The following is a 17,162-nucleotide window of genomic DNA, read 5'->3' on the forward strand; positions in this document are numbered from 1 at the left end:
AGATCAAATCCCCCGTTTCCGGAGAACGCGCTCTTGCCGCCATTTACACGACTTGCCCCGCTCGCCCTGATCGTTCTCGCCGCTTGTGCGTCGGGCGACCGCCCGCAGCGCGGCGGCCCCGGAAATGGCGGGCCGGGCGGGGATGCCAGGGGCGGCCACGCCGATGGCTTCACACAGGCCGCAAGTCTGGTCGACGAAGGCCGCTACGCCGAAGCACTGCCTGCCCTGCGTTGTGTTGCGACACGCGGCGAGGGGTTCGAGATCGCACAATATCTCGCAGGCTACAGCGCCCTGCGTCTGTCGCGTTCGGACGAGACACCGGACGTGCTGCGCGCTGATTATCGCGTGGAAGGCTTCGAGCGCATGACCGCAGCGGCACAGGCTGGATGGCCCGCAGCGCAAGCCGGTCTCGCGGAAGCGCATTTCGAATCCGGGACAGATGAAGCCATTGCCGAAGCGGCGTATTGGGCGGCTGTCTATCGCAGCAATGCACGCGAACGCATGTACGGCCTGGACCGTCTGGACGATGCCGTCGAAGCCCGCATCGCCGACCGGCTGGGTGAGGCCGGGATCGAGGCGGCGGAAGCGCGCGCCACAAGCTTTTCACTCACGCCTCTGCCAGCCGGTGAAGCCGGGCCGGAATGCGCCCCCTATCTCCGGGCTTCCGGCGAGGGCATCCGACCAGGTGAGGGCGGCCGGCGCGGCAATGGCGGAGGCCGGGGCCGGGGCGGAGGCCAACGCCCTGGTGGAGGGCGCAGCGGCTAGTTCAATCGGGACCGGACCGGCTCCAGGCGGGCCGGCACCCGTTTTTGCGGTCGCGCTTTCGCGAAGGCAGACTGGGAAAACTGTTGGCAGCCCCGGGAGCGCAAAGCCCTACCCGCGTCAGGACGCTTCCATCAGCGCGGCCGCTGCAGCGGCCTCATCATCGGTGCCGGTCAGTTCGGGGCGCGCGTGACAGCACTCGTCGACAAAATAGCGCACCAGACGGCGTGTGCCTTCCGGGTTCAGCGAGTAGAGCATGAAACGGGAGCGGCGCTCGGCCTTGATCAGACCGGCACGTTCGAGCGTTTGCAGATGTCCGGTCATGGTCGAGGGCGGAATGTCGAAACCATGCGCCAGCTCGCCCGCTGACGCGCGCTGCGGAGCCTGATCGCACAGGGTGCGGAACAGGGCGAGGCGGACGGGATGGGACAGGGCGGCAAAGCCGGAAACAGCATCACGAGCAGTCATGAAGACCGGGTTAGACCGCGTCCGTGACCGCTCCATTCAGGTTCGGTGAAAGTTTTGCGACAACGCATATCAACGTCCGGGCGAATTTTGCGAACCCGGACGGGAAGGTGTCAGCGCGCCTGCTGCGAGGCGGGCCGGCGGAAGCGGTCGAACAGACCGGCCAGCGGGAAACGGCTGACGCCGCGCGCCCGGCGCCCCGGCCGGCCGGCAGCCGACAAGGTCTGCATCGTGCGGGCCGTGTCGACCGGCATGGCCTTGCGGAAGACCGATGCATCACCGCACCGGCGTTCCTGCAGCACCCAGGCCTCGTCCATCGCCAGCGCATCGGCCAGCCGCGCACCGGCGCCCCGTTCCGCCCCGACCAGGATCAGCACACCCCCTTGGCGCATGGATGAGGACACATGACGCCAGTTGGCCGCCATCGCCGGAAAGCCGATCTCCGCACCGAAGATCGCCACATCGATCGGGCGATTATCGCCACTCGTCCGGGCTGCCAGCCCGCCGCGCAGGGCGTCAGCGGAAATACCCCGGCGGTCGCAGACCGTTTGCAGGGACTCGATGGCAGAAACCGGCGCCACGATCTCGTGACGCGCTCCGCGCTGCAGGCAGACCGCACCCAGATCGCTTGCGCCGATCTGGATCGTCCGGTCGCCCGGCTTGACCACCATTGCCAGATAATCGGCCGTAACATCGTCCTGTATGCGGGCGCGGCGTGCACCCAGCTTGCGCATCTGGCCGGCCGGCAGGATCAGGGTTGCGGTCATGGCGTGTCCCGTTCGTGAACAAGGGGTTAATCCCTGACACGACGGTCGCAAGCCCCGGGCCAATTCGTAAACGGCACGTTAACCCTCTGGGATGTGAACGGCATTTTCCATTGCACCGGATCGCGTTCGGCGCTTTCGTGAAGTCATGGACTCCAGCCCCGACTCCCCTCTGCCCGAAGATGCCCGCCATGTCGTCGATGCGCTGATCGAAGAGCGGGCACCGCGCCTCATCGGCACACCGCTCTGGCCGGTCATCAAGTCGATCGGCTACCCGCTCCTGGGTTACCGGCGCGCCGTACACATGGCCGATGCCATCGCGGACCTGCCCGGCACGGACTGCCTCGACTGGGCCTCGGACTATCTCGACCTGGCCGTACACACTGACGGGCTGGACCATGTGCCCGCCGAAGGCGCCTGCGTCGTCGTGGCCAATCATCCCGGCGGGATTGCCGACGGGATCGCCCTGTGGGACGCACTGAAAGCCCGCCGCCCCGACATGCTCTACTTCGCCAATCGCGACGCCCTGCGGGTCTGTCCCGGTCTGGAAGATCGCATCATTCCGGTGGAGTGGCGTGACACCCAGCGCTCGCGCATGCAGAGCCGTGATGTGCTGCGCCGGGCGATGGAGGCCTTCAAGGAGGGCCGCTGCATCGTGATCTTCCCCTCCGGCCGCATGTCGGAATGGAGCTGGGCGAAGTGGCGTCTGATGGAAAAGCCCTGGCATCCCACGGCGATCAGCCTGGCCCGCAAGTTCAACGCCCCCGTGGTGCCGCTGGCCGTACGCCAGCGCATGCCGGTCCTCTACTACGCCCTGTCGCAGGTGAATGAGGAGCTCAAGGACATGACCGTCTTCCAGGGCCTGATCGACAAGCGGCGATCGAAGTACCGCCTGCAATTCGGCCGGCCCATCACCGTCGGCAAGGATGACGGTACCGATGCCCAGGTGACCCGGATGTTCCGGGGCATCTGCGAACAGATGGCGTGGGGCTCATAGGGGACACATGAAAAAGACCCGGACCACCTGGCTAGTGCGTTTCCGGGTCTTCATCATGATCTAGGAAAGAGGGCGGGCCGAAAGGCTCGTCCTCACTGCGGTATTATAGTCCGACCATCGCGAGAATGCCAGAGCACCCGCCTATTCGCCCGATAACCGGTTGATCGCCACGTCATTCGACCCTTGCCAGACAACCTTGGCCTTGCGCCCGGGGGGCGTACTGCCAGCGGCCAGCTACAGGTCTGACGGAATACAAGAAACCCCGCCGGCGGGACCGGCGGGGTTGAATGTTCGCGGCGATGTTCGAAACGGTCAGCCTTCCCGTTCCACCATCATCTTCTTGATCTCGCCGATCGCCTTGGCCGGGTTGAGACCCTTGGGGCAGACCTGGGCGCAATTCATGATCGTGTGGCAGCGATAGAGCTTGAACGGGTCGTTGAGATCGTCCAGGCGCTCGCCCTTGGCTTCGTCGCGGCTGTCGGCCAGCCAGCGATAGGCCTGCAGCAGGGCGGCCGGGCCGTAATACTTGTCGCCATTCCACCAGTAGGACGGGCAGGCCGTGGAGCACGAGGCGCACATGATGCACTCATAAAGCCCGTCCAGCTGTTCGCGGTCTTCCGGGCTCTGCTGCCATTCCTTTTCCGGTGCCGGTGTATCGGTCTTCAGATAGGGCTTGATGGCCGCGTGCTGGGCATAGAAATCGGTGAGGTCGGGCACCAGATCGCGCACCACCGGCTGGTGGGGCAGCGGCGAGATGGTGATCGTGCCGTTATACTCGTCGATGCCCGAGGTGCAGGCGATGGTGTTGCGCCCGCCGATATTCATCGAGCAGGAGCCGCACACGCCCTCGCGGCAGGACCGGCGGAAGGCCAGCGTCGAGTCGACATTGTTCTTGATCCAGATCAGGGCGTCGAGAACCATCGGCCCGCAATCATCCATGTCCACCTTATAGGTGTCCCAGGTCGGATTGCCGCCCGCTTCCGGGTCATAGCGGTAGATGCGGAAGCTGCGCGTATTCCTGGCGCCATCCGGTGCCGCGTGGGTCTTGCCCTTCTTGGGCTGGGAACCGCGGGGAAGTGTCAGCTGAACCATCGAGTTATCCCCTTAATAGACGCGCGCTTTGGGTTCGATATACGCGATGTCGTTGGACATCGTGTAGGTGTGCACCGGGCGGTAGTCGATCTTCACATTGCCCGTGTCGTCGCACCAGGCGAGCGTGTGCTTCATCCAGGTCTCGTCATTGCGGTCCGGGAAGTCCTCGCGGGCATGGGCGCCGCGGCTTTCCTCGCGATTGGCCGCACCGTTCACCGTCACCGCGGCCTGGCTGACCAGATTGTCCAGCTCCAGGGTCTCCATCAGATCCGTGTTCCAGATCATGGTGCGGTCGGTGACCGAGATGTCCGGCAGGCCGGTATAGACCTGCTTGATCGCCTCGACGCCCTCATTGAGGACTTCGCCGGTCCGGAAAACGGCGCAGTTGTTCTGCATCGCGCGCTGCATCTCGAGACGCAGCTTGGCGGTCGGCGTGCCGCCCTTGGCATTGCGGTACTTGTCGAGACGATCCAGCGAGATCTGGCCGTCCGTGGCCGTCAGCTCCTTCTGGGTCGCGCCCGCCGTCACCGTCTCACCGACGCGCAGGCCGGCCGCGCGGCCGAACACCACGAGGTCGATCAGCGAGTTGGAGCCCAGGCGGTTGGCGCCGTGCACCGACACGCAGGCCGCTTCGCCGACAGCCATCAGGCCCGGCACGACCGCATCGGGATCGTCGCCCACCTTGGTGAGCACCTCGCCGTGATAATTGGTCGGGATGCCGCCCATATTGTAGTGCACGGTCGGCAGGACCGGGATCGGCTCCTTGGTCACGTCGACACCGGCGAAGATGCGCGCGCTTTCGGAAATGCCCGGCAGACGCTCGTGCAGGATGTCCGGATCGAGGTGATCCAGGTGCAGGTGGATGTGATCCTTGCCGGCACCGACACCGCGGCCTTCGCGGATTTCCATCGTCATCGAGCGCGAGACGACATCACGGGAGGCCAGGTCTTTCGCGGAGGGCGCATAGCGCTCCATGAAGCGCTCGCCTTCCGAATTCGTCAGATAGCCGCCTTCGCCGCGGGCGCCCTCGGTGATCAGGCAGCCGGCGCCGTAAATGCCGGTCGGGTGGAATTGCACGAATTCCATGTCCTGCAGCGGCAGGCCGGCGCGCAACACCATGGCATTGCCGTCGCCCGTGCACGTGTGTGCGGACGTGGCCGAGAAATAGGCGCGGCCATAGCCGCCCGTTGCCAGGATCACGGTCTGGGCGCGGAAACGGTGCAGCGTGCCATCATCCAGCTTCCAGGCGGTGATGCCGCGGCAGGCGCCCTCATCGTCCATGATCAGGTCGAGGGCGAAATACTCGATGAAGAATTCGGTCTCGTTGCGCACGGACTGGCCGTACAGCGTGTGCAGGATGGCGTGACCGGTGCGGTCGGCGGCGGCGCAGGTGCGCTGCACCGGGCCTTCGCCGTAATTGCGGGTCATGCCGCCGAAGGCGCGCTGATAGATCTTGCCGTCCTCGGTGCGCGAGAAGGGCACGCCCCAGTGTTCCAGCTCGTACACGGCTTCCGGCGCGTTGCGGCACAGATATTCGATCGAGTCCTGGTCGCCCAGCCAGTCCGACCCTTTGACGGTGTCGTACATGTGCCAGCGCCAGTCATCCTCGCCCATATTGCCCAGCGAGGCGGAGATGCCGCCCTGCGCCGCGACGGTGTGCGAGCGGGTCGGGAAGACCTTGGTGATGCAGGCAGTCTTCAGACCGGCCTGCGAGGCGCCCAGGGCAGCGCGGAGGCCCGAGCCGCCGGCGCCGACGACCACGACGTCATAGGTGTGATCGATCCAGTTGTATTCGGCCATCGTGTTTCGTGTCCGTTACAGAGCGAGCTTGAGAAGGGCGAAGGCCGTGATCAGCCACAGCCCGGCCGCGATGAAAGTGTTGCCCAGCACCAGCAGCGTCTTGGTGAAGGGCTTGTGGATATAGTCCTCGATCACTTCCAGCATACCGGTACGCATGTGGGCGAGCCCGGCGGTCAGGGTCAGCAGGGTGACAAGAGCGCCGGCCGGCGAGGCCAGGAAGGCGCGCGTGGCCAGCGGGTCCGGCGCGCCGGACATGGCCAGCATCCACACGAAGACCGGCGCCAGGAAGAACAGCGCGATCGCGGTGATCCGGTGGGAAATCCAGTGGCTGGCGCCGTGCCCGGATGCGCCGAGACCGCGGACCTTCGAGGCGGGCGTACGATAATCGCTCATGCTCACGCTCCCAGGTTCAGCCAGAGAAGGGCCGTCGGAATGACGGCGGCAATGATGATCAGGTAGGAGCGCAGATTGGAACCGGCCGGGTCGTAGCCCTTGCCGAAATCCCAGACCAGGTGGCGCAGCCCGTTCAGCCAGTGATAGCTGATGCAATAGGTCAGGATGATCAGCCCGAAGCGCGTCACCCAGGCCATCCAACCCTCGAACAGGAAGGCCACCGCATCCTCGGCCCCGAAAGCCAGCAGGATGATCCAGACGGAAATGGCGACGGCGCCGATATAATTGGCGATCCCGGTTGCGCGGTGGAGGATGGACGACGCCATCGTCGCGTGCCAGCGCCAGACCTGCAGGTGCGGCGACATGGGACGCGGATCAGACCAGTCGGAAGCCATGAGGCAGCCTTTCGATAACTATCCGGATAAGCCGCGTCCGACGCCCCCGTCGAAGCGGTATGTCAGTAATTGTGCAGCACAATAGGCCGCAAAGTGTCAGGGTCAACGCGTGCAACGCTTACCGCTGACAACATCCAGACATTCTGGCGGGTTGTTCGGAATCGTTCTCATGGAAACACCATTCCGAACAACCCGTATGGCGCCGGCCGGCGCATCCCGGCCATTGACGATGGAGTATGGAATTCTGCGCTTTCCGGTTTAGTTTGATGAACAATGAGGGAGACATTCATGCCGACATCACAACGCACCGCCGTCGTCACCGGCGCATCGACCGGGATTGGTCATGCCTGCGCGGCCCGGCTCGCCGCCGAAGGCTGGCGGGTCTTTGCCGGCGTGCGCAAGACCGCCGATGCCGAACGGCTGACTGCCGAGCTGGGCGATGCCGTTGTGCCGCTGATCATGGATGTCACCGACACCGCCACCGTAGAGGCTGCCGCGCAGACCGTCCGCACGGCACTCGCCGGACGCACGCTGGACGGGCTGGTCAATAATGCCGGTATCGCGGTGGCCGGCCCGATGCTCAACGTGCCGCTGGAGGAGTTCCAGCACCAGATGGACGTCAACGTCACGGGTATTGTCCGCGTGACCCAAGCCTTCGGCCCCTTGCTTGGCGTGGATGAAAGCCTGGAAGGTGGACCGGGCAGGATCGTCATGATGTCGTCGATGGCAGGTGAGATGGGTGCGCCTTTCCTCGGGCCTTATTCGGCCTCCAAGCACGCGCTTGAAGGCCTTTCGAAATCCCTGCGCCGCGAGCTCATGCTCTACGGCATCGAGCTTGTAGTCCTGGGGCCGGGTGCGGTCGCAACGCCGATCTGGGCCAAGGCCGAGGAAATCGACGCCGAGCCCTATCGCGAGACACGCTTTTATGAGGCCCTGCTCCGCATTCGCGGCTGGATGGCCAAGAACGGGCCGGAGGGTTTCCCGCCGGAAAAGATCGCCGACCGTGTCTTCCGGTCGCTGACCCAGGACAAGCCGCGCTTTCGCTATGCCATCGTGCCCCAGCGGCTGACCAACTGGTCGCTACCCAAACTCCTGCCCGACCGGCTGGTAAACAACATGGTCGCCAAACGCGTCGGCCTGCAGCGCAAATACCGCTAGCGCGCGCTTTGCTTGCTCCGGGGGAGGGCGCGCGTCATGCTGCGCACGGCGCCCGCATTCGGCCGGGCTCCGGCAGGGGAGAGAGTTCATGACACATCCGGTCGTTCGAGCGGCGCTGGCCGGCGCCTCCATTTTGGTGATTGCCGCCTGCAATGATGCAGGCTCCCTGACGCCGGAGGCGAATGCCGCCGCAGCCGCCCGGCAGGACACCGCCACACCGGAAACGGCGCCCGCCGCCGATCCGGCCGCCAGTGAAGCCTTTGCCGCCCTTGTCGAGGATTATGAAGCCTTCCAGCGTGAAAACAGCCTGAGCCGCCGGGCCCGCGACGGCGATCTGGACGCAATGAGCCGGTGGCCGGACGTGTCCGCGGAACGCCAGGCCGAGGAAACCGCGCAGGAAGCGGCCTTTCTGGAACGGCTGGAAGCGATCGACCGTGCCGGCCTTGGCCGCAATGACCGTGTTTCCTACGACGTGCTGGACTATTCGCTGCGTTTCAGCGTCGAGCTGGCGCCCTTCAACACCGCCCGCACACCCTTCCTGAACGATAGCGGCTTCTTCACCGCGCCGACCTATGCCGCCGCATCGGCGCGGCCGCGCACGGTCGAGCAGGGCGAGGCGTGGATCGCCCGCCTGCACAACCTGCCGGACTATTTCCAAGCCAATATCGACTGGATGAATCAGGGTCTGGAAGACGGCTTCACCCAGCCGCGCCTGATCGCCGAGCTGGCCGCCTCGCAGATCGAGGCGCTGACCGATGCCGACACGCTGTCGGGCATCCTGATCGCTCCGATCGATGCGCTGCCGGCCGGCATGGATGATGGCGAACGTGACCGTCTGCGCAGCGAAGCCGAAACCGCCATCGCCGAGGCCGCCCTGCCGGCCTATGAAACCCTGCTCGCCTATTTCCGCGACACCTATATACCGCAGACCCGCGAAAGCCTGGGCATTTCCGAAGTGCCGCAGGGCCGCGAATTCTACCAGACCCTGGTGCGCTATCACACGACGCTGGATACCTCGCCGGAAGAGGTTCATCAGCGCGGCCTGGCCGAAGTCGCCCGCATCCGCGAAGAGATGGACGCCGTCATTGCCGAGAGCGGTTTCGAAGGCACGTTCGCGGAATTCCTGCACTTCCTGCGCACCGACCCGCAATTCTACGCCGAGACGCCGGAAGAGCTGCTGATGCACGCCGCCTGGATCGCCAAGCGGGCCGATGACGAGATGCCGCGCTTCTTCGGCCACCTGCCACGCCTGCCCTATGGCGTGCGTCCGGTACCGGACACGATGGCACCGACCTATACGACCGGCCGCTACTGGGGCGGCGATATCGAGAATGGCGTCGCCGGCGGCTATATGGTCAACACCTATGACCTCTCCCAGCGCCCGCTCTACACCCTGCCGGCGCTGACCGTGCACGAGGCCGTGCCGGGCCATCACCACCAGATCTCGATTGCCGCGGAACTGGAGGACGTGCCGGACTTCCGCCGAAACACCTATATCACCGCCTTCGGCGAGGGCTGGGGCCTGTATACCGAGAATCTGGCCATCGATATGGGCCTCTACACCACGCCCTACGAGGATTTCGGCCGGCTGACCTATGAGATGTGGCGCGCCTGCCGCCTCGTGGTCGATACCGGCATCCACTATATGGGCTGGACCCGCGAACAGGCCGAGGCCTGCTTCCTGGAGAACTCCGCCCTCGCCCCGCACAATATCCGCACCGAAGTGCAGCGCTATATCTCCTGGCCCGGCCAGGCCCTGGCCTACAAGTCCGGCGAACTGCTGATGCGCGATCTGCGCCGCCAGGCCGAGGAACGCCTGGGCGCCGATTTCGACATCCGCGAATTCCACGACACCCTCCTGCGCGACGGCGCCATGCCGCTCTCCGCACTGGAAGAGAAAATGCTCGCCTGGATCGAGGACGAAGCCGCCGCGCTGAACGAGGAGTAGGTGCGCTTTGTCATCCCGGATGGATGCCCGGCGCAGGCCGGGCGCAAGTCCGGGACCCATAATCCCGGTGCCGATCCATATCGCGCGAACATTGAGCCTGCTTTCGAGCAATATCGGCGCGTATGGGTCCCGGCTCTCCAGCCCGCCTGCGCGGGCTATCCGGCCGGGATGACATCTGAGAGGCCTCAATGACCAATCTCGCCTTTGCCCTCACAGACTTTCTCGTCGTCATCGGCGTCATCGCCGGCCTCTGGCGCCTGTGGCCGCAGCGGCGGCATGGCGAGGTGCGGATGATCCGGATGGGGCTGGTGCTGATGACGCTGGCCGCCCTTGTCGGCACAGTGCGCTTTGCCTCGGGCGAGGTCGACGGCCCGCTGGCAGCAGCGCACAGCATCGCCAGCAGCTATGCGGCCGCCGCCGGGCTTCTGCTGATCGCGACCGGTCTCGCCCTCACCGCTTTCCGCGTCCGGCTTCCCGCGGGCGTGACGCGCTATATCCGCATGGGCATTCCCGTCTTCATCGCCTTCCTGCTGGCCTTCCCCGGCTCGGATAGCCTCCTCGGCGCCCTGCCCGCCCTCGCCCTTCTGATCGGTCTGGCCGGCGCGGGCGCGCTGCTGACACGGCGCGACTGGCCGGCGGGCCTGGTCTGGCTGGCCGCCTTCGGCCTTCTGGCCTTTGCCTCCCTGGTGATCGGCGGCAGCCGCGAGGCCACTACGCTGGGCCTGGCCAACTGGCACATCTATCACACCCTCCTGGGCGTCTGGGCGGTGCTGACGGGCGAGGGGGCGCGGCGGCTGTTTTCAGGACGAGGCTGAGGGGCCCGCCGGGCCCGGCCGGCTGAATTCGCATACCCGTCCCGCGCTCATAATTGACCGCACCGCTTGACGGCGCGGCAGCACGTGGCCACTTATCCGCCCTCCATGAGCGCCCATGACGACAACCCCGCCACCTCCGGGGCCGATACGCCGCCGACGCGGGATCCGGTCACCGATGAAGGCCTCGACATTCTCACCTTCGGCTGCCGGCTGAATGCGTGGGAAAGCGAGGTCATGCGCAAGCATGCGCGCGAACAGGGGCTGACCAATACCATCCTGGTCAATACCTGCGCCGTGACCAATGAGGCCGTGCGCCAGGCGCGCCAGCACATCCGCCGGGCCCGGCGCGAAAATCCCGATGCCAAGATCATCGTCACCGGCTGTGCGGCCCAGGTCGATCCGGACATGTTCGGCCGGATGCCGGAAGTCGATCGCGTCGTGGGCAATGACGACAAGCTGAAAGCGGAAACCTTCGCCCCGGCCACCCTGCTCGGCGGCACCGAAAAAGTGCGCGTCAACGACATCATGAGCGTCACCGAGACTGCCGGCCATCTCGTGGAGGGCATGGAAGGCCGCGCCCGCGCCTATGTCCAGGTCCAGAATGGCTGCGACCATCGCTGCACTTTCTGCATCATCCCCTATGGCCGCGGCAATTCGCGCTCCGTACCGCTGGGCGAAGTGGTCGACCAGATCAAAACGCTGGTCGATGCGGGCCATTCCGAAGTCGTGCTGACCGGGGTTGATCTCACCTCCTGGGGCGAGGACTTGCCCGGTACCCCGCCGCTCGGACGCCTGGTCCAGGCGATCCTGAAACATGTGCCCGACCTGCCGCGCCTGCGCCTGTCCTCGATCGACGCGATCGAGATCGACGATGCCCTGTTCGAGGCCGTGACCGGCGAAGCGCGCGTTGCGCCCTATCTGCATCTGTCACTACAGGCCGGCGACGACATGATCCTAAAGCGCATGAAGCGGCGCCATCTGCGCGGCGAGGCAATTGCGCTGTGCGAACGGCTCAAGGCCGCCCGTCCGGAGATCGCCTTCGGCGCTGACATGATCGCCGGTTTCCCGACCGAGACCGAGGCGATGTTCGAGAACTCGATCCGTCTGGTCGACCAATGCCAGCTGGCCTATCTGCACGTCTTCCCGTTCTCGCCGCGCCCCGGCACGCCGGCCGCGCGCATGCCGCAGCTCGAACGCGCCATCATCAAGGACCGGGCCAACCGGCTGCGCGCCAAGGCCGACGAGGCGCTCCAGCGCCATCTCGACAGCATGATCGGACATGTCAGTGCTGCCCTCGTGGAGAAGCCGGGCTTTGCCCGCGCCGGCAATTTCGCCGGCATCCGCATCCCCGAGGCGGACGTGCCGCGGGCCGGTGCCCTTGTCGATATCGACGTGACCGGGCATGACGGGCGCGAACTGCAGGGGGTCATCGCCGGATGAGCGAGAAGAAACCGGGCTTCTTTTCCCGGCTGGCGCGGGGGCTGAAACGCTCCTCCACCCAGCTGGGCGACAGCGTCACCGCCATTTTCACCAAGCGCAAGCTCGACGCCGCCGCGCTGGAAGAGCTGGAAGACGCCCTGATCGCGGCCGATCTCGGTGCCGTCGCCGCGGCCCGGGTCACCGAACGCCTCGCGCGCGACCGGTTCGACAAGGAAGTGTCCGACGAAGACGTCCGGACAGCGCTCGCAGATGTGGTCAGCGAGACCCTTATGCCACTCCAATGTGAGCTCAATGTCACCGGTATGTCACCGCAAGTGGTGGTCTTTGTCGGCGTCAACGGGTCGGGAAAAACCACCACGCTCGGCAAGATTGCCGTTAAGCTGAAGCGCGAGGGCCGCAACCCGCTCCTCGCCGCCGGCGACACGTTCCGCGCCGCCGCGATCGAGCAGGTCTCGGTCTGGGGCGAGCGTGCCGGAGCCCCGGTGGTCAAGCGCGAGATCGGCGCCGACGCGGCCGGTCTCGCCTTCGACGCGCTGGAAACCGCCGAGCATGACGGGCATGATGTGGTGCTGATCGACACGGCCGGCCGGCTTCAGAACAAGGCCGAGCTGATGGACGAGCTGCGCAAGGTCATCCGCGTCATCAAGAAGAAAATGCCGGACGCCCCGCACCATGTCGTGCTGGTGCTGGATGGCACGGTCGGCTCCAACGCCGTTTCACAGGCCGAAGCCTTTCTCGAAGCCGCCAATGTCACCGGCGTGGTGATGACCAAGCTGGACGGCACAGCCAAGGGCGGCGCCCTGGTGCAAGTAGCCGAGAAGTTCCAGCTGCCCATCCATTATATCGGTATCGGCGAAGGCGAAGAGGATCTGCAGCCCTTCTCCGCCCGCGACTTCTCCCGCGCCCTTGCGGGGTTGGAGGACTAGCAGTTGGACGGGGTCACGCTCGCCGCGACGCTGGCCATGCTGGGCTCGGCCGCCGCGCATTCGGGCATGACGCTCCTGACCAAACAGGCCGAAGACAAGCTGGTCTTCCGCGGCCTGACCCTCGCCTTTGTCGGTCTCGCCTTTCTGCCCTGGCTTCTCACCCAGCCCCTGCCACCCTGGGAGGTCTGGCGCTTCCTGCTGGCCGGTACTGCGGTGATCTGGGCCTACAACATGCTGATGATCGCCGCCTTCAGCCATGGCGAGATGAATCTCGCCTATCCGGTGATGCGCGGCAGCGCGCCTGCCCTTGCTGCCCTGGCCGCCTTTATCTTCCTGGAAGAAACCGTCTCCGCCGGACAGCTCGCAGGCCTGGCCATTGCCTGTGCCGCACTGATCGGTTTTGCCTGGCCCGAACGCGATGGCAAGCCGAAGGCGAAAGTCCTCTTTCTGGCCCTGGCAGCAGCCTCCATGACCGCCGCCTACACCGTGATCGATGCTTCCGGCGTGCGCGAGAGCGGCCGCATCCTCGTTTATCTGGGCTGGTTCTTCGTTCTGTCCATCGTCACCATCCTGCCAACGGCGATCCTGCGACGGGGCCACGCCTTCTGGCCGGCTGCCAAACGCGAAGCCCGTCCGGCGCTTTATTCAACCGGATTCAACGCCTCGACCTACGGGCTCGCCCTCTATGCCTACGCCTCGGCACCCGTTGCACCGATGGCCGCCCTGCGGGAATTGTCCATCGTGTTCGGCGCGGTTCTGGCCGCCCTCGTGCTGAAGGAACCCTTCGGCCTGCGGCGGACAATGCTTGCAATCTGCCTCGCCGCGGGGCTCGTATTGTTGCAGGTTATGTAATCGACCGAGCAGGAGATCCGATCTTGGCCCAGACCCAGAAGACCAGCGAGCAGAGCTCGCGCCTGCTCATCGATGCCGGCCCGATCGGCGTGTGGATCATTGTCTACAATCTTGCCCGCTTCGTTGCAGGAGACAGCGCGATCTACTGGGGCACCGGCGCCTACATGGTCGCTGCGACCGCCGCCGTCATCCTGTCGATCCGGGTGGAAAAGCGCGTCCCGCCCATGCTGGTCTTCACAACGGCGCTTGTCCTCGGTTTCGGCGCAATGGGGATCTGGTTGCAGGACCCGATCTTCATCTACATCAAGCCGACCATCATCAACCTCTTCCTGTCCTACATGATCCTCGTCGGGCTGTTCTTCGGCCAGAATGTCTGGAAGATCTTCTTCCAGCACATTTTCGAACTGCCCGAGCGCGCCTGGACCATTCTTGCAATCCGCTGGGCGGTCTGGTTCCAGTTCCTCGCAGGGCTGAACGAAGTGATGTGGCGGCACATCACCAACAGCGTCGTGCCGGAAAGCGCTCGCTGGTTTGACGGGCTGGCCCTGTCGGAGGCCTTCTGGGCCAATGCCAAGCTGGGCGTCATCGCTCTGACACTGGCCTTCGGTGCGGCGCAACTGCCCCTGATCTTCAAGCACCAGCCCAAAAGCGACGACACCGCCAGCGCTTAAGCCGAAATTCCGTGCTCGGATGAACGTCATTTTCGCGTTATAAATCCGCATTAGGATGAAATCGGGATCGGGCGGAGCAGGTCATGTCGCAGGACAAGCCGGACACGAAAAAATTCGACCTGGCCGAGTCGCCGGGACACCTTCTCCACCGCGCACAACAGTTTGCCGCAGAGCGCTTCATGAAGGCGATGGCCGGCGCCAAGCTGACCCAGCGCCAGTTCGCCGTGCTGCATGCGACCGGCGGCAATGAGGGCCTGACCCAGACCGAGCTGGTCAAGGTCACCGGTATCGATCGATCAACCCTCGCCGAGCTGGTCGCCCGCATGGTGCGCAACGGCCTGCTGGAGCGCGAGAAACTGCCCGACGATGCCCGCGCCAACGCGGTCCGTCTGACCGATGCCGGCCGCGCTCTTCTTGAAGCCGCAACGCTCGGTGCGATGGAGGCCGACAAGGCAATCCTTTCAGCCCTGCCCAAGAACAAGCGGGCCAGCTTCCTGGAAACCCTGCGCCGCATTGCCCTGACCCTGGAGAAGGGTGAGGAAGAAGCCAAGAAGGCTCGCGAGAAGGCCAAGGAAAAGAAGAAGAAAGCCAAAAAGAAGGCGAAAGAAAAGGCCAAGGAGAAGGCGAAGAAGGCCGCCAAGAAGGCGAAGAAGGCCGAGAAATCGTCACAGGATCGGGTTTCCGCCTGATACACGGCATGCCCCGCTCACGGGAGTGTGATGACATCCCCGTTCCCAACACGGTCTGCGCTGCCCATCTAAACCCGGTCAACCACCGGGCAATAGGGGGCCTGCCATGTTCGAACAATTTGCCATTCTTACTGCAGGCGTCCTGACGCTTGCCGCAGTCATTGTCCAACACCTTCACACCGTCACGACGCGTGGACCGGGTTTCGCCCTGACGAACCGGACAGAGGCACTCGACAGAACGGGATTTTCGGGCCGCGCCACCCGGACGGTGCAGAACAGTGTCGAATCCGCGGTCATGTTCGTCCCGCCAGCGTTGATTGTGCTGCTGTCCGGTCAGTCTACAGGGCTGAGCGTGTTGGCCGCCCAAGCCTATATCGTCTCCAGAATTGTCTTCACGCTCGCCTACTGGGCGGGCATCGCGCGTTTGCGGTCGCCGGCCTGGGCGGTATCGATAGTGGCAATCCTGCTGATGAGCTGGACGGCACTCACCGCCGTGCTGGATCTGTAGCCGTCAGCGGCGCGCGCCCCGGTCAAGGGCCGGATAGATGCGATTGCGAAGGACATCGGCGGTGAGCGGTCCCGGCCAGCGGGTCAGGATCTCGCCATCTGCGGATATCACCAGCGTCTCCGGTGCGCCGGAAATCGCCAGCGCCTGCGCCGACGCGCCGTTCACATCCTGCATGATGCCGGCATAGGGATTACCCAGCTCGGCCAGGAAAGCGTTTGCGTCGTCGGGATGATCGCGCCAGTTGATGCCGTAGATCGCATAGCCTTCCGACCGGAGCGCCATCAGCACCGGATGTTCGATGCGGCAGGGCGCACACCATGATCCCCAGAGATTGAGCAAATAGGCGCCCTCGATCCGGGCAGGGTCGAACGCCGTCTGCCCGGCGAGCGGAGCCAGAGCAAGCTCAGGCAGAGGCTCGCGCGGTGCATGATGGTCCTGATACACCCGCCAGCCGAGCATCCCGGCCAGCGTCAGAACCGCCAGCAACGCAGCAAGGCGGACGGCCCTCATCATGCCTCGTCATTCTCCAGACGGCGCAGACGCTCGGTCGCGGCGCGGCGTTCCAGAAGTGCCAGAACGACCAGAGCCGCAAGCGCCAGGGCAGACAGTCCCCAGGCCGGCCAGACGAAAGCCGCATAGCCGCCCATCGCGAAGAATTCGCTCATGCGCCACTCTCCTGCGTCGATTGCGCCGCGCGGGCGGCCTGCAGCTTGCGGCGCTCGATCTGCCGCGTCCGCTGGATCACGGCGCGCGAGCGCAGCCGGTAAAAGACCAGCCAGGCCGCCAGCACGGTATAGCCCAGCGCCATCAAGGCGAGCGGCCAGAGCTGGCTGGAATGGATGGTGGGGCCGTCGAAACGGATCACCGAAGCCGGCTGGTGCAGGGAGGACCACCAGTCGACCGAGAATTTCACGATCACCAGATTGACCACACCGGCCATCGCCAGCACCGCGCCGGCCTGCGCAGCCTGCTGCGCATCCTCCAGCGCGGCGCGCAGGGCCATATAGCCCAGATAGACCAGTAGCAGGACCAGCACGGAGGTCATCCGCGCATCCCATTCCCACCAGGTTCCCCACATCGGCTTGCCCCACAGCGAGCCGGTGACCAGAGCCAGAACGGTAAAGACGGCGCCGACAGGCGCGATCACCTCGGCGGCCGCGTCAGCCAGGGCGTGACGCCAGACAAAGAAGACGAAGCTGGCCCCGGCCAGCGCCGCATAGAGCGCCATCGCCATGTAGGCGGCGGGCACGTGAACATACATGATCCGCACCGTATCGCCCTGCTGGTAGTCCGGCGGCGAGCCGAAGAAAGAGAGGTAGATACCGATGCCCAGGAGCAACACGGCCGCCACGCCCAGCACCGGGATCACCCGGCGGGCCAGACCGTCAAAGCGCTGGGGGTTGGAGAAGTAAGACAGCATGCCCGCTGATTACTTTGGGATGCTCCGGGCGGCAAGTGCGACCGACCGGCGCGCTTTGCAGCACGCC

The 17,162-nt window shown here is 65.2% G+C and carries 20 protein-coding genes; 11 read left to right on the forward strand and 9 right to left on the reverse strand.

All coding sequences use genetic code 11. The annotated features are described in order from the left end of the window. The first annotated feature begins 33 nt into the window (after positions 1 to 33). Positions 34 to 765: a hypothetical protein gene (locus ACXAJV_RS00170; protein ID WP_475080552.1), complete on the forward strand. Its 732-nt coding sequence runs from the start codon at positions 34 to 36 to the stop codon at positions 763 to 765. A 117-nt stretch (positions 766 to 882) separates the two neighbouring features. On the opposite strand, the gene ACXAJV_RS00175 is transcribed toward ACXAJV_RS00170, so the two are convergent. Continuing rightward, on the reverse strand, positions 883 to 1,230 hold the full coding sequence (locus ACXAJV_RS00175) for an ArsR/SmtB family transcription factor (RefSeq protein WP_475080555.1): 348 nt from the start codon (positions 1,228 to 1,230) through the stop codon (positions 883 to 885). A 110-nt stretch (positions 1,231 to 1,340) separates the two neighbouring features. Next, the gene (locus ACXAJV_RS00180) at positions 1,341 to 1,994 is read right to left on the reverse strand and encodes a hypothetical protein (RefSeq protein WP_475080558.1); all 654 of its coding nucleotides are present in this window, start codon (positions 1,992 to 1,994) and stop codon (positions 1,341 to 1,343) included. 145 nt (positions 1,995 to 2,139) lie between these two features. Here ACXAJV_RS00180 and ACXAJV_RS00185 point away from each other — a divergent pair, with 145 nt between their 5' ends. After that, positions 2,140 to 2,988 carry a 1-acyl-sn-glycerol-3-phosphate acyltransferase gene (locus ACXAJV_RS00185; RefSeq protein WP_475080561.1) on the forward strand — a complete coding sequence of 283 codons (849 nt, stop codon included), beginning with the start codon at positions 2,140 to 2,142 and terminating at the stop codon, positions 2,986 to 2,988. A 312-nt stretch (positions 2,989 to 3,300) separates the two neighbouring features. On the opposite strand, the gene ACXAJV_RS00190 is transcribed toward ACXAJV_RS00185, so the two are convergent. The 4 genes from ACXAJV_RS00190 to sdhC are packed head-to-tail and all read right to left on the reverse strand — an operon-like array spanning position 3,301 to position 6,668. Beyond that, the gene (locus ACXAJV_RS00190) at positions 3,301 to 4,080 is read right to left on the reverse strand and encodes a succinate dehydrogenase iron-sulfur subunit (protein ID WP_475080564.1); all 780 of its coding nucleotides are present in this window, start codon (positions 4,078 to 4,080) and stop codon (positions 3,301 to 3,303) included. 12 nt (positions 4,081 to 4,092) lie between these two features. Next, positions 4,093 to 5,880 carry a succinate dehydrogenase flavoprotein subunit gene (gene sdhA, locus ACXAJV_RS00195; RefSeq protein WP_475080566.1) on the reverse strand — a complete coding sequence of 596 codons (1,788 nt, stop codon included), beginning with the start codon at positions 5,878 to 5,880 and terminating at the stop codon, positions 4,093 to 4,095. A 15-nt stretch (positions 5,881 to 5,895) separates the two neighbouring features. Continuing rightward, positions 5,896 to 6,273: a succinate dehydrogenase, hydrophobic membrane anchor protein gene (gene sdhD, locus ACXAJV_RS00200; RefSeq protein ID WP_475080568.1), complete on the reverse strand. Its 378-nt coding sequence runs from the start codon at positions 6,271 to 6,273 to the stop codon at positions 5,896 to 5,898. 2 nt (positions 6,274 to 6,275) lie between these two features. Then, the gene (gene sdhC, locus ACXAJV_RS00205; RefSeq protein ID WP_475080570.1) at positions 6,276 to 6,668 is read right to left on the reverse strand and encodes a succinate dehydrogenase, cytochrome b556 subunit; all 393 of its coding nucleotides are present in this window, start codon (positions 6,666 to 6,668) and stop codon (positions 6,276 to 6,278) included. A 288-nt stretch (positions 6,669 to 6,956) separates the two neighbouring features. Between sdhC and ACXAJV_RS00210 the strand changes: the two genes are divergently transcribed. The 9 genes from ACXAJV_RS00210 to ACXAJV_RS00250 all read left to right on the forward strand — a co-directional run bounded on the left by ACXAJV_RS00210 (position 6,957) and on the right by ACXAJV_RS00250 (position 15,675). Further along, complete coding sequence (locus ACXAJV_RS00210) at positions 6,957 to 7,826, forward strand: SDR family oxidoreductase (RefSeq protein WP_475080572.1); 870 nt, start codon at positions 6,957 to 6,959, stop codon at positions 7,824 to 7,826. 88 nt (positions 7,827 to 7,914) lie between these two features. Beyond that, positions 7,915 to 9,774: a DUF885 domain-containing protein gene (locus tag ACXAJV_RS00215; protein WP_475080575.1), complete on the forward strand. Its 1,860-nt coding sequence runs from the start codon at positions 7,915 to 7,917 to the stop codon at positions 9,772 to 9,774. Between the two features lie 188 nt (positions 9,775 to 9,962). Further along, positions 9,963 to 10,589 carry a hypothetical protein gene (locus tag ACXAJV_RS00220; RefSeq protein ID WP_475080578.1) on the forward strand — a complete coding sequence of 209 codons (627 nt, stop codon included), beginning with the start codon at positions 9,963 to 9,965 and terminating at the stop codon, positions 10,587 to 10,589. 105 nt (positions 10,590 to 10,694) lie between these two features. Then, positions 10,695 to 12,029, forward strand: coding sequence for a tRNA (N(6)-L-threonylcarbamoyladenosine(37)-C(2))-methylthiotransferase MtaB (gene mtaB, locus ACXAJV_RS00225; RefSeq protein ID WP_475083259.1), 1,335 nt, complete (start codon positions 10,695 to 10,697; stop codon positions 12,027 to 12,029). Further along, on the forward strand, positions 12,026 to 12,955 hold the full coding sequence (ftsY, locus tag ACXAJV_RS00230; protein WP_475080580.1) for a signal recognition particle-docking protein FtsY: 930 nt from the start codon (positions 12,026 to 12,028) through the stop codon (positions 12,953 to 12,955). Before mtaB ends, ftsY begins: the two co-directional genes overlap by 4 nt. A 3-nt stretch (positions 12,956 to 12,958) precedes the next feature. Then, on the forward strand, positions 12,959 to 13,807 hold the full coding sequence (locus tag ACXAJV_RS00235; protein WP_475080582.1) for an EamA family transporter: 849 nt from the start codon (positions 12,959 to 12,961) through the stop codon (positions 13,805 to 13,807). Positions 13,808 to 13,830: 23 nt separating this feature from the next. Further along, the gene (locus ACXAJV_RS00240) at positions 13,831 to 14,478 is read left to right on the forward strand and encodes an inner membrane-spanning protein YciB (RefSeq protein WP_475080584.1); all 648 of its coding nucleotides are present in this window, start codon (positions 13,831 to 13,833) and stop codon (positions 14,476 to 14,478) included. A gap of 83 nt (positions 14,479 to 14,561) precedes the next feature. Continuing rightward, positions 14,562 to 15,167, forward strand: coding sequence for a MarR family winged helix-turn-helix transcriptional regulator (locus ACXAJV_RS00245; RefSeq protein WP_475080587.1), 606 nt, complete (start codon positions 14,562 to 14,564; stop codon positions 15,165 to 15,167). Positions 15,168 to 15,273: 106 nt separating this feature from the next. Next, positions 15,274 to 15,675 (forward strand): MAPEG family protein, encoded by a 402-nt coding sequence (locus ACXAJV_RS00250; RefSeq protein WP_475080589.1) that lies wholly within the window; start codon positions 15,274 to 15,276, stop codon positions 15,673 to 15,675. A 3-nt stretch (positions 15,676 to 15,678) separates the two neighbouring features. Here ACXAJV_RS00250 and ACXAJV_RS00255 read toward each other — a convergent pair whose 3' ends face one another. From ACXAJV_RS00255 to ccmC, 3 genes are read right to left on the reverse strand one after another with little or no spacing between them, the layout of a single operon-like run. Then, positions 15,679 to 16,188, reverse strand: coding sequence for a redoxin family protein (locus tag ACXAJV_RS00255; protein ID WP_475080592.1), 510 nt, complete (start codon positions 16,186 to 16,188; stop codon positions 15,679 to 15,681). Next, a complete protein-coding gene (gene ccmD / locus ACXAJV_RS00260) occupies positions 16,185 to 16,340 on the reverse strand; it encodes a heme exporter protein CcmD (RefSeq protein ID WP_475080593.1) in 156 nt (51 codons plus the stop codon). The genes ACXAJV_RS00255 and ccmD overlap by 4 nt, the downstream gene beginning before the upstream one ends. Beyond that, the gene (ccmC, locus tag ACXAJV_RS00265; protein WP_475080596.1) at positions 16,337 to 17,095 is read right to left on the reverse strand and encodes a heme ABC transporter permease CcmC; all 759 of its coding nucleotides are present in this window, start codon (positions 17,093 to 17,095) and stop codon (positions 16,337 to 16,339) included. The genes ccmD and ccmC overlap by 4 nt, the downstream gene beginning before the upstream one ends. Between the last annotated feature and the right edge of the window lie 67 nt (positions 17,096 to 17,162).

The sequence above is a fragment of the Maricaulis sp. ABE4_448 genome (genome assembly GCF_056160825.1).

Bases quoted from the DNA above. Each gene is read 5' to 3' on its own strand.
- ACXAJV_RS00175 (WP_475080555.1), bottom strand. From the start codon at position 1,230: ATGACTGCTCGTGATGCTGTTTCCGGCTTTGCCGCCCTGTCCCATCCC.
- ACXAJV_RS00180 (WP_475080558.1), bottom strand. From the start codon at position 1,994: ATGACCGCAACCCTGATCCTGCCGGCCGGCCAGATGCGCAAGCTGGGT.
- ACXAJV_RS00185 (WP_475080561.1), top strand. From the start codon at position 2,140: ATGGACTCCAGCCCCGACTCCCCTCTGCCCGAAGATGCCCGCCATGTC.
- ACXAJV_RS00190 (WP_475080564.1), bottom strand. From the start codon at position 4,080: ATGGTTCAGCTGACACTTCCCCGCGGTTCCCAGCCCAAGAAGGGCAAG.
- sdhA (WP_475080566.1), bottom strand. From the start codon at position 5,880: ATGGCCGAATACAACTGGATCGATCACACCTATGACGTCGTGGTCGTC.
- sdhD (WP_475080568.1), bottom strand. From the start codon at position 6,273: ATGAGCGATTATCGTACGCCCGCCTCGAAGGTCCGCGGTCTCGGCGCA.
- sdhC (WP_475080570.1), bottom strand. From the start codon at position 6,668: ATGGCTTCCGACTGGTCTGATCCGCGTCCCATGTCGCCGCACCTGCAG.
- ACXAJV_RS00210 (WP_475080572.1), top strand. From the start codon at position 6,957: ATGCCGACATCACAACGCACCGCCGTCGTCACCGGCGCATCGACCGGG.
- ACXAJV_RS00215 (WP_475080575.1), top strand. From the start codon at position 7,915: ATGACACATCCGGTCGTTCGAGCGGCGCTGGCCGGCGCCTCCATTTTG.
- ACXAJV_RS00220 (WP_475080578.1), top strand. From the start codon at position 9,963: ATGACCAATCTCGCCTTTGCCCTCACAGACTTTCTCGTCGTCATCGGC.
- mtaB (WP_475083259.1), top strand. From the start codon at position 10,695: ATGAGCGCCCATGACGACAACCCCGCCACCTCCGGGGCCGATACGCCG.
- ftsY (WP_475080580.1), top strand. From the start codon at position 12,026: ATGAGCGAGAAGAAACCGGGCTTCTTTTCCCGGCTGGCGCGGGGGCTG.
- ACXAJV_RS00245 (WP_475080587.1), top strand. From the start codon at position 14,562: ATGTCGCAGGACAAGCCGGACACGAAAAAATTCGACCTGGCCGAGTCG.
- ACXAJV_RS00250 (WP_475080589.1), top strand. From the start codon at position 15,274: ATGTTCGAACAATTTGCCATTCTTACTGCAGGCGTCCTGACGCTTGCC.
- ACXAJV_RS00255 (WP_475080592.1), bottom strand. From the start codon at position 16,188: ATGATGAGGGCCGTCCGCCTTGCTGCGTTGCTGGCGGTTCTGACGCTG.
- ccmD (WP_475080593.1), bottom strand. From the start codon at position 16,340: ATGAGCGAATTCTTCGCGATGGGCGGCTATGCGGCTTTCGTCTGGCCG.
- ccmC (WP_475080596.1), bottom strand. From the start codon at position 17,095: ATGCTGTCTTACTTCTCCAACCCCCAGCGCTTTGACGGTCTGGCCCGC.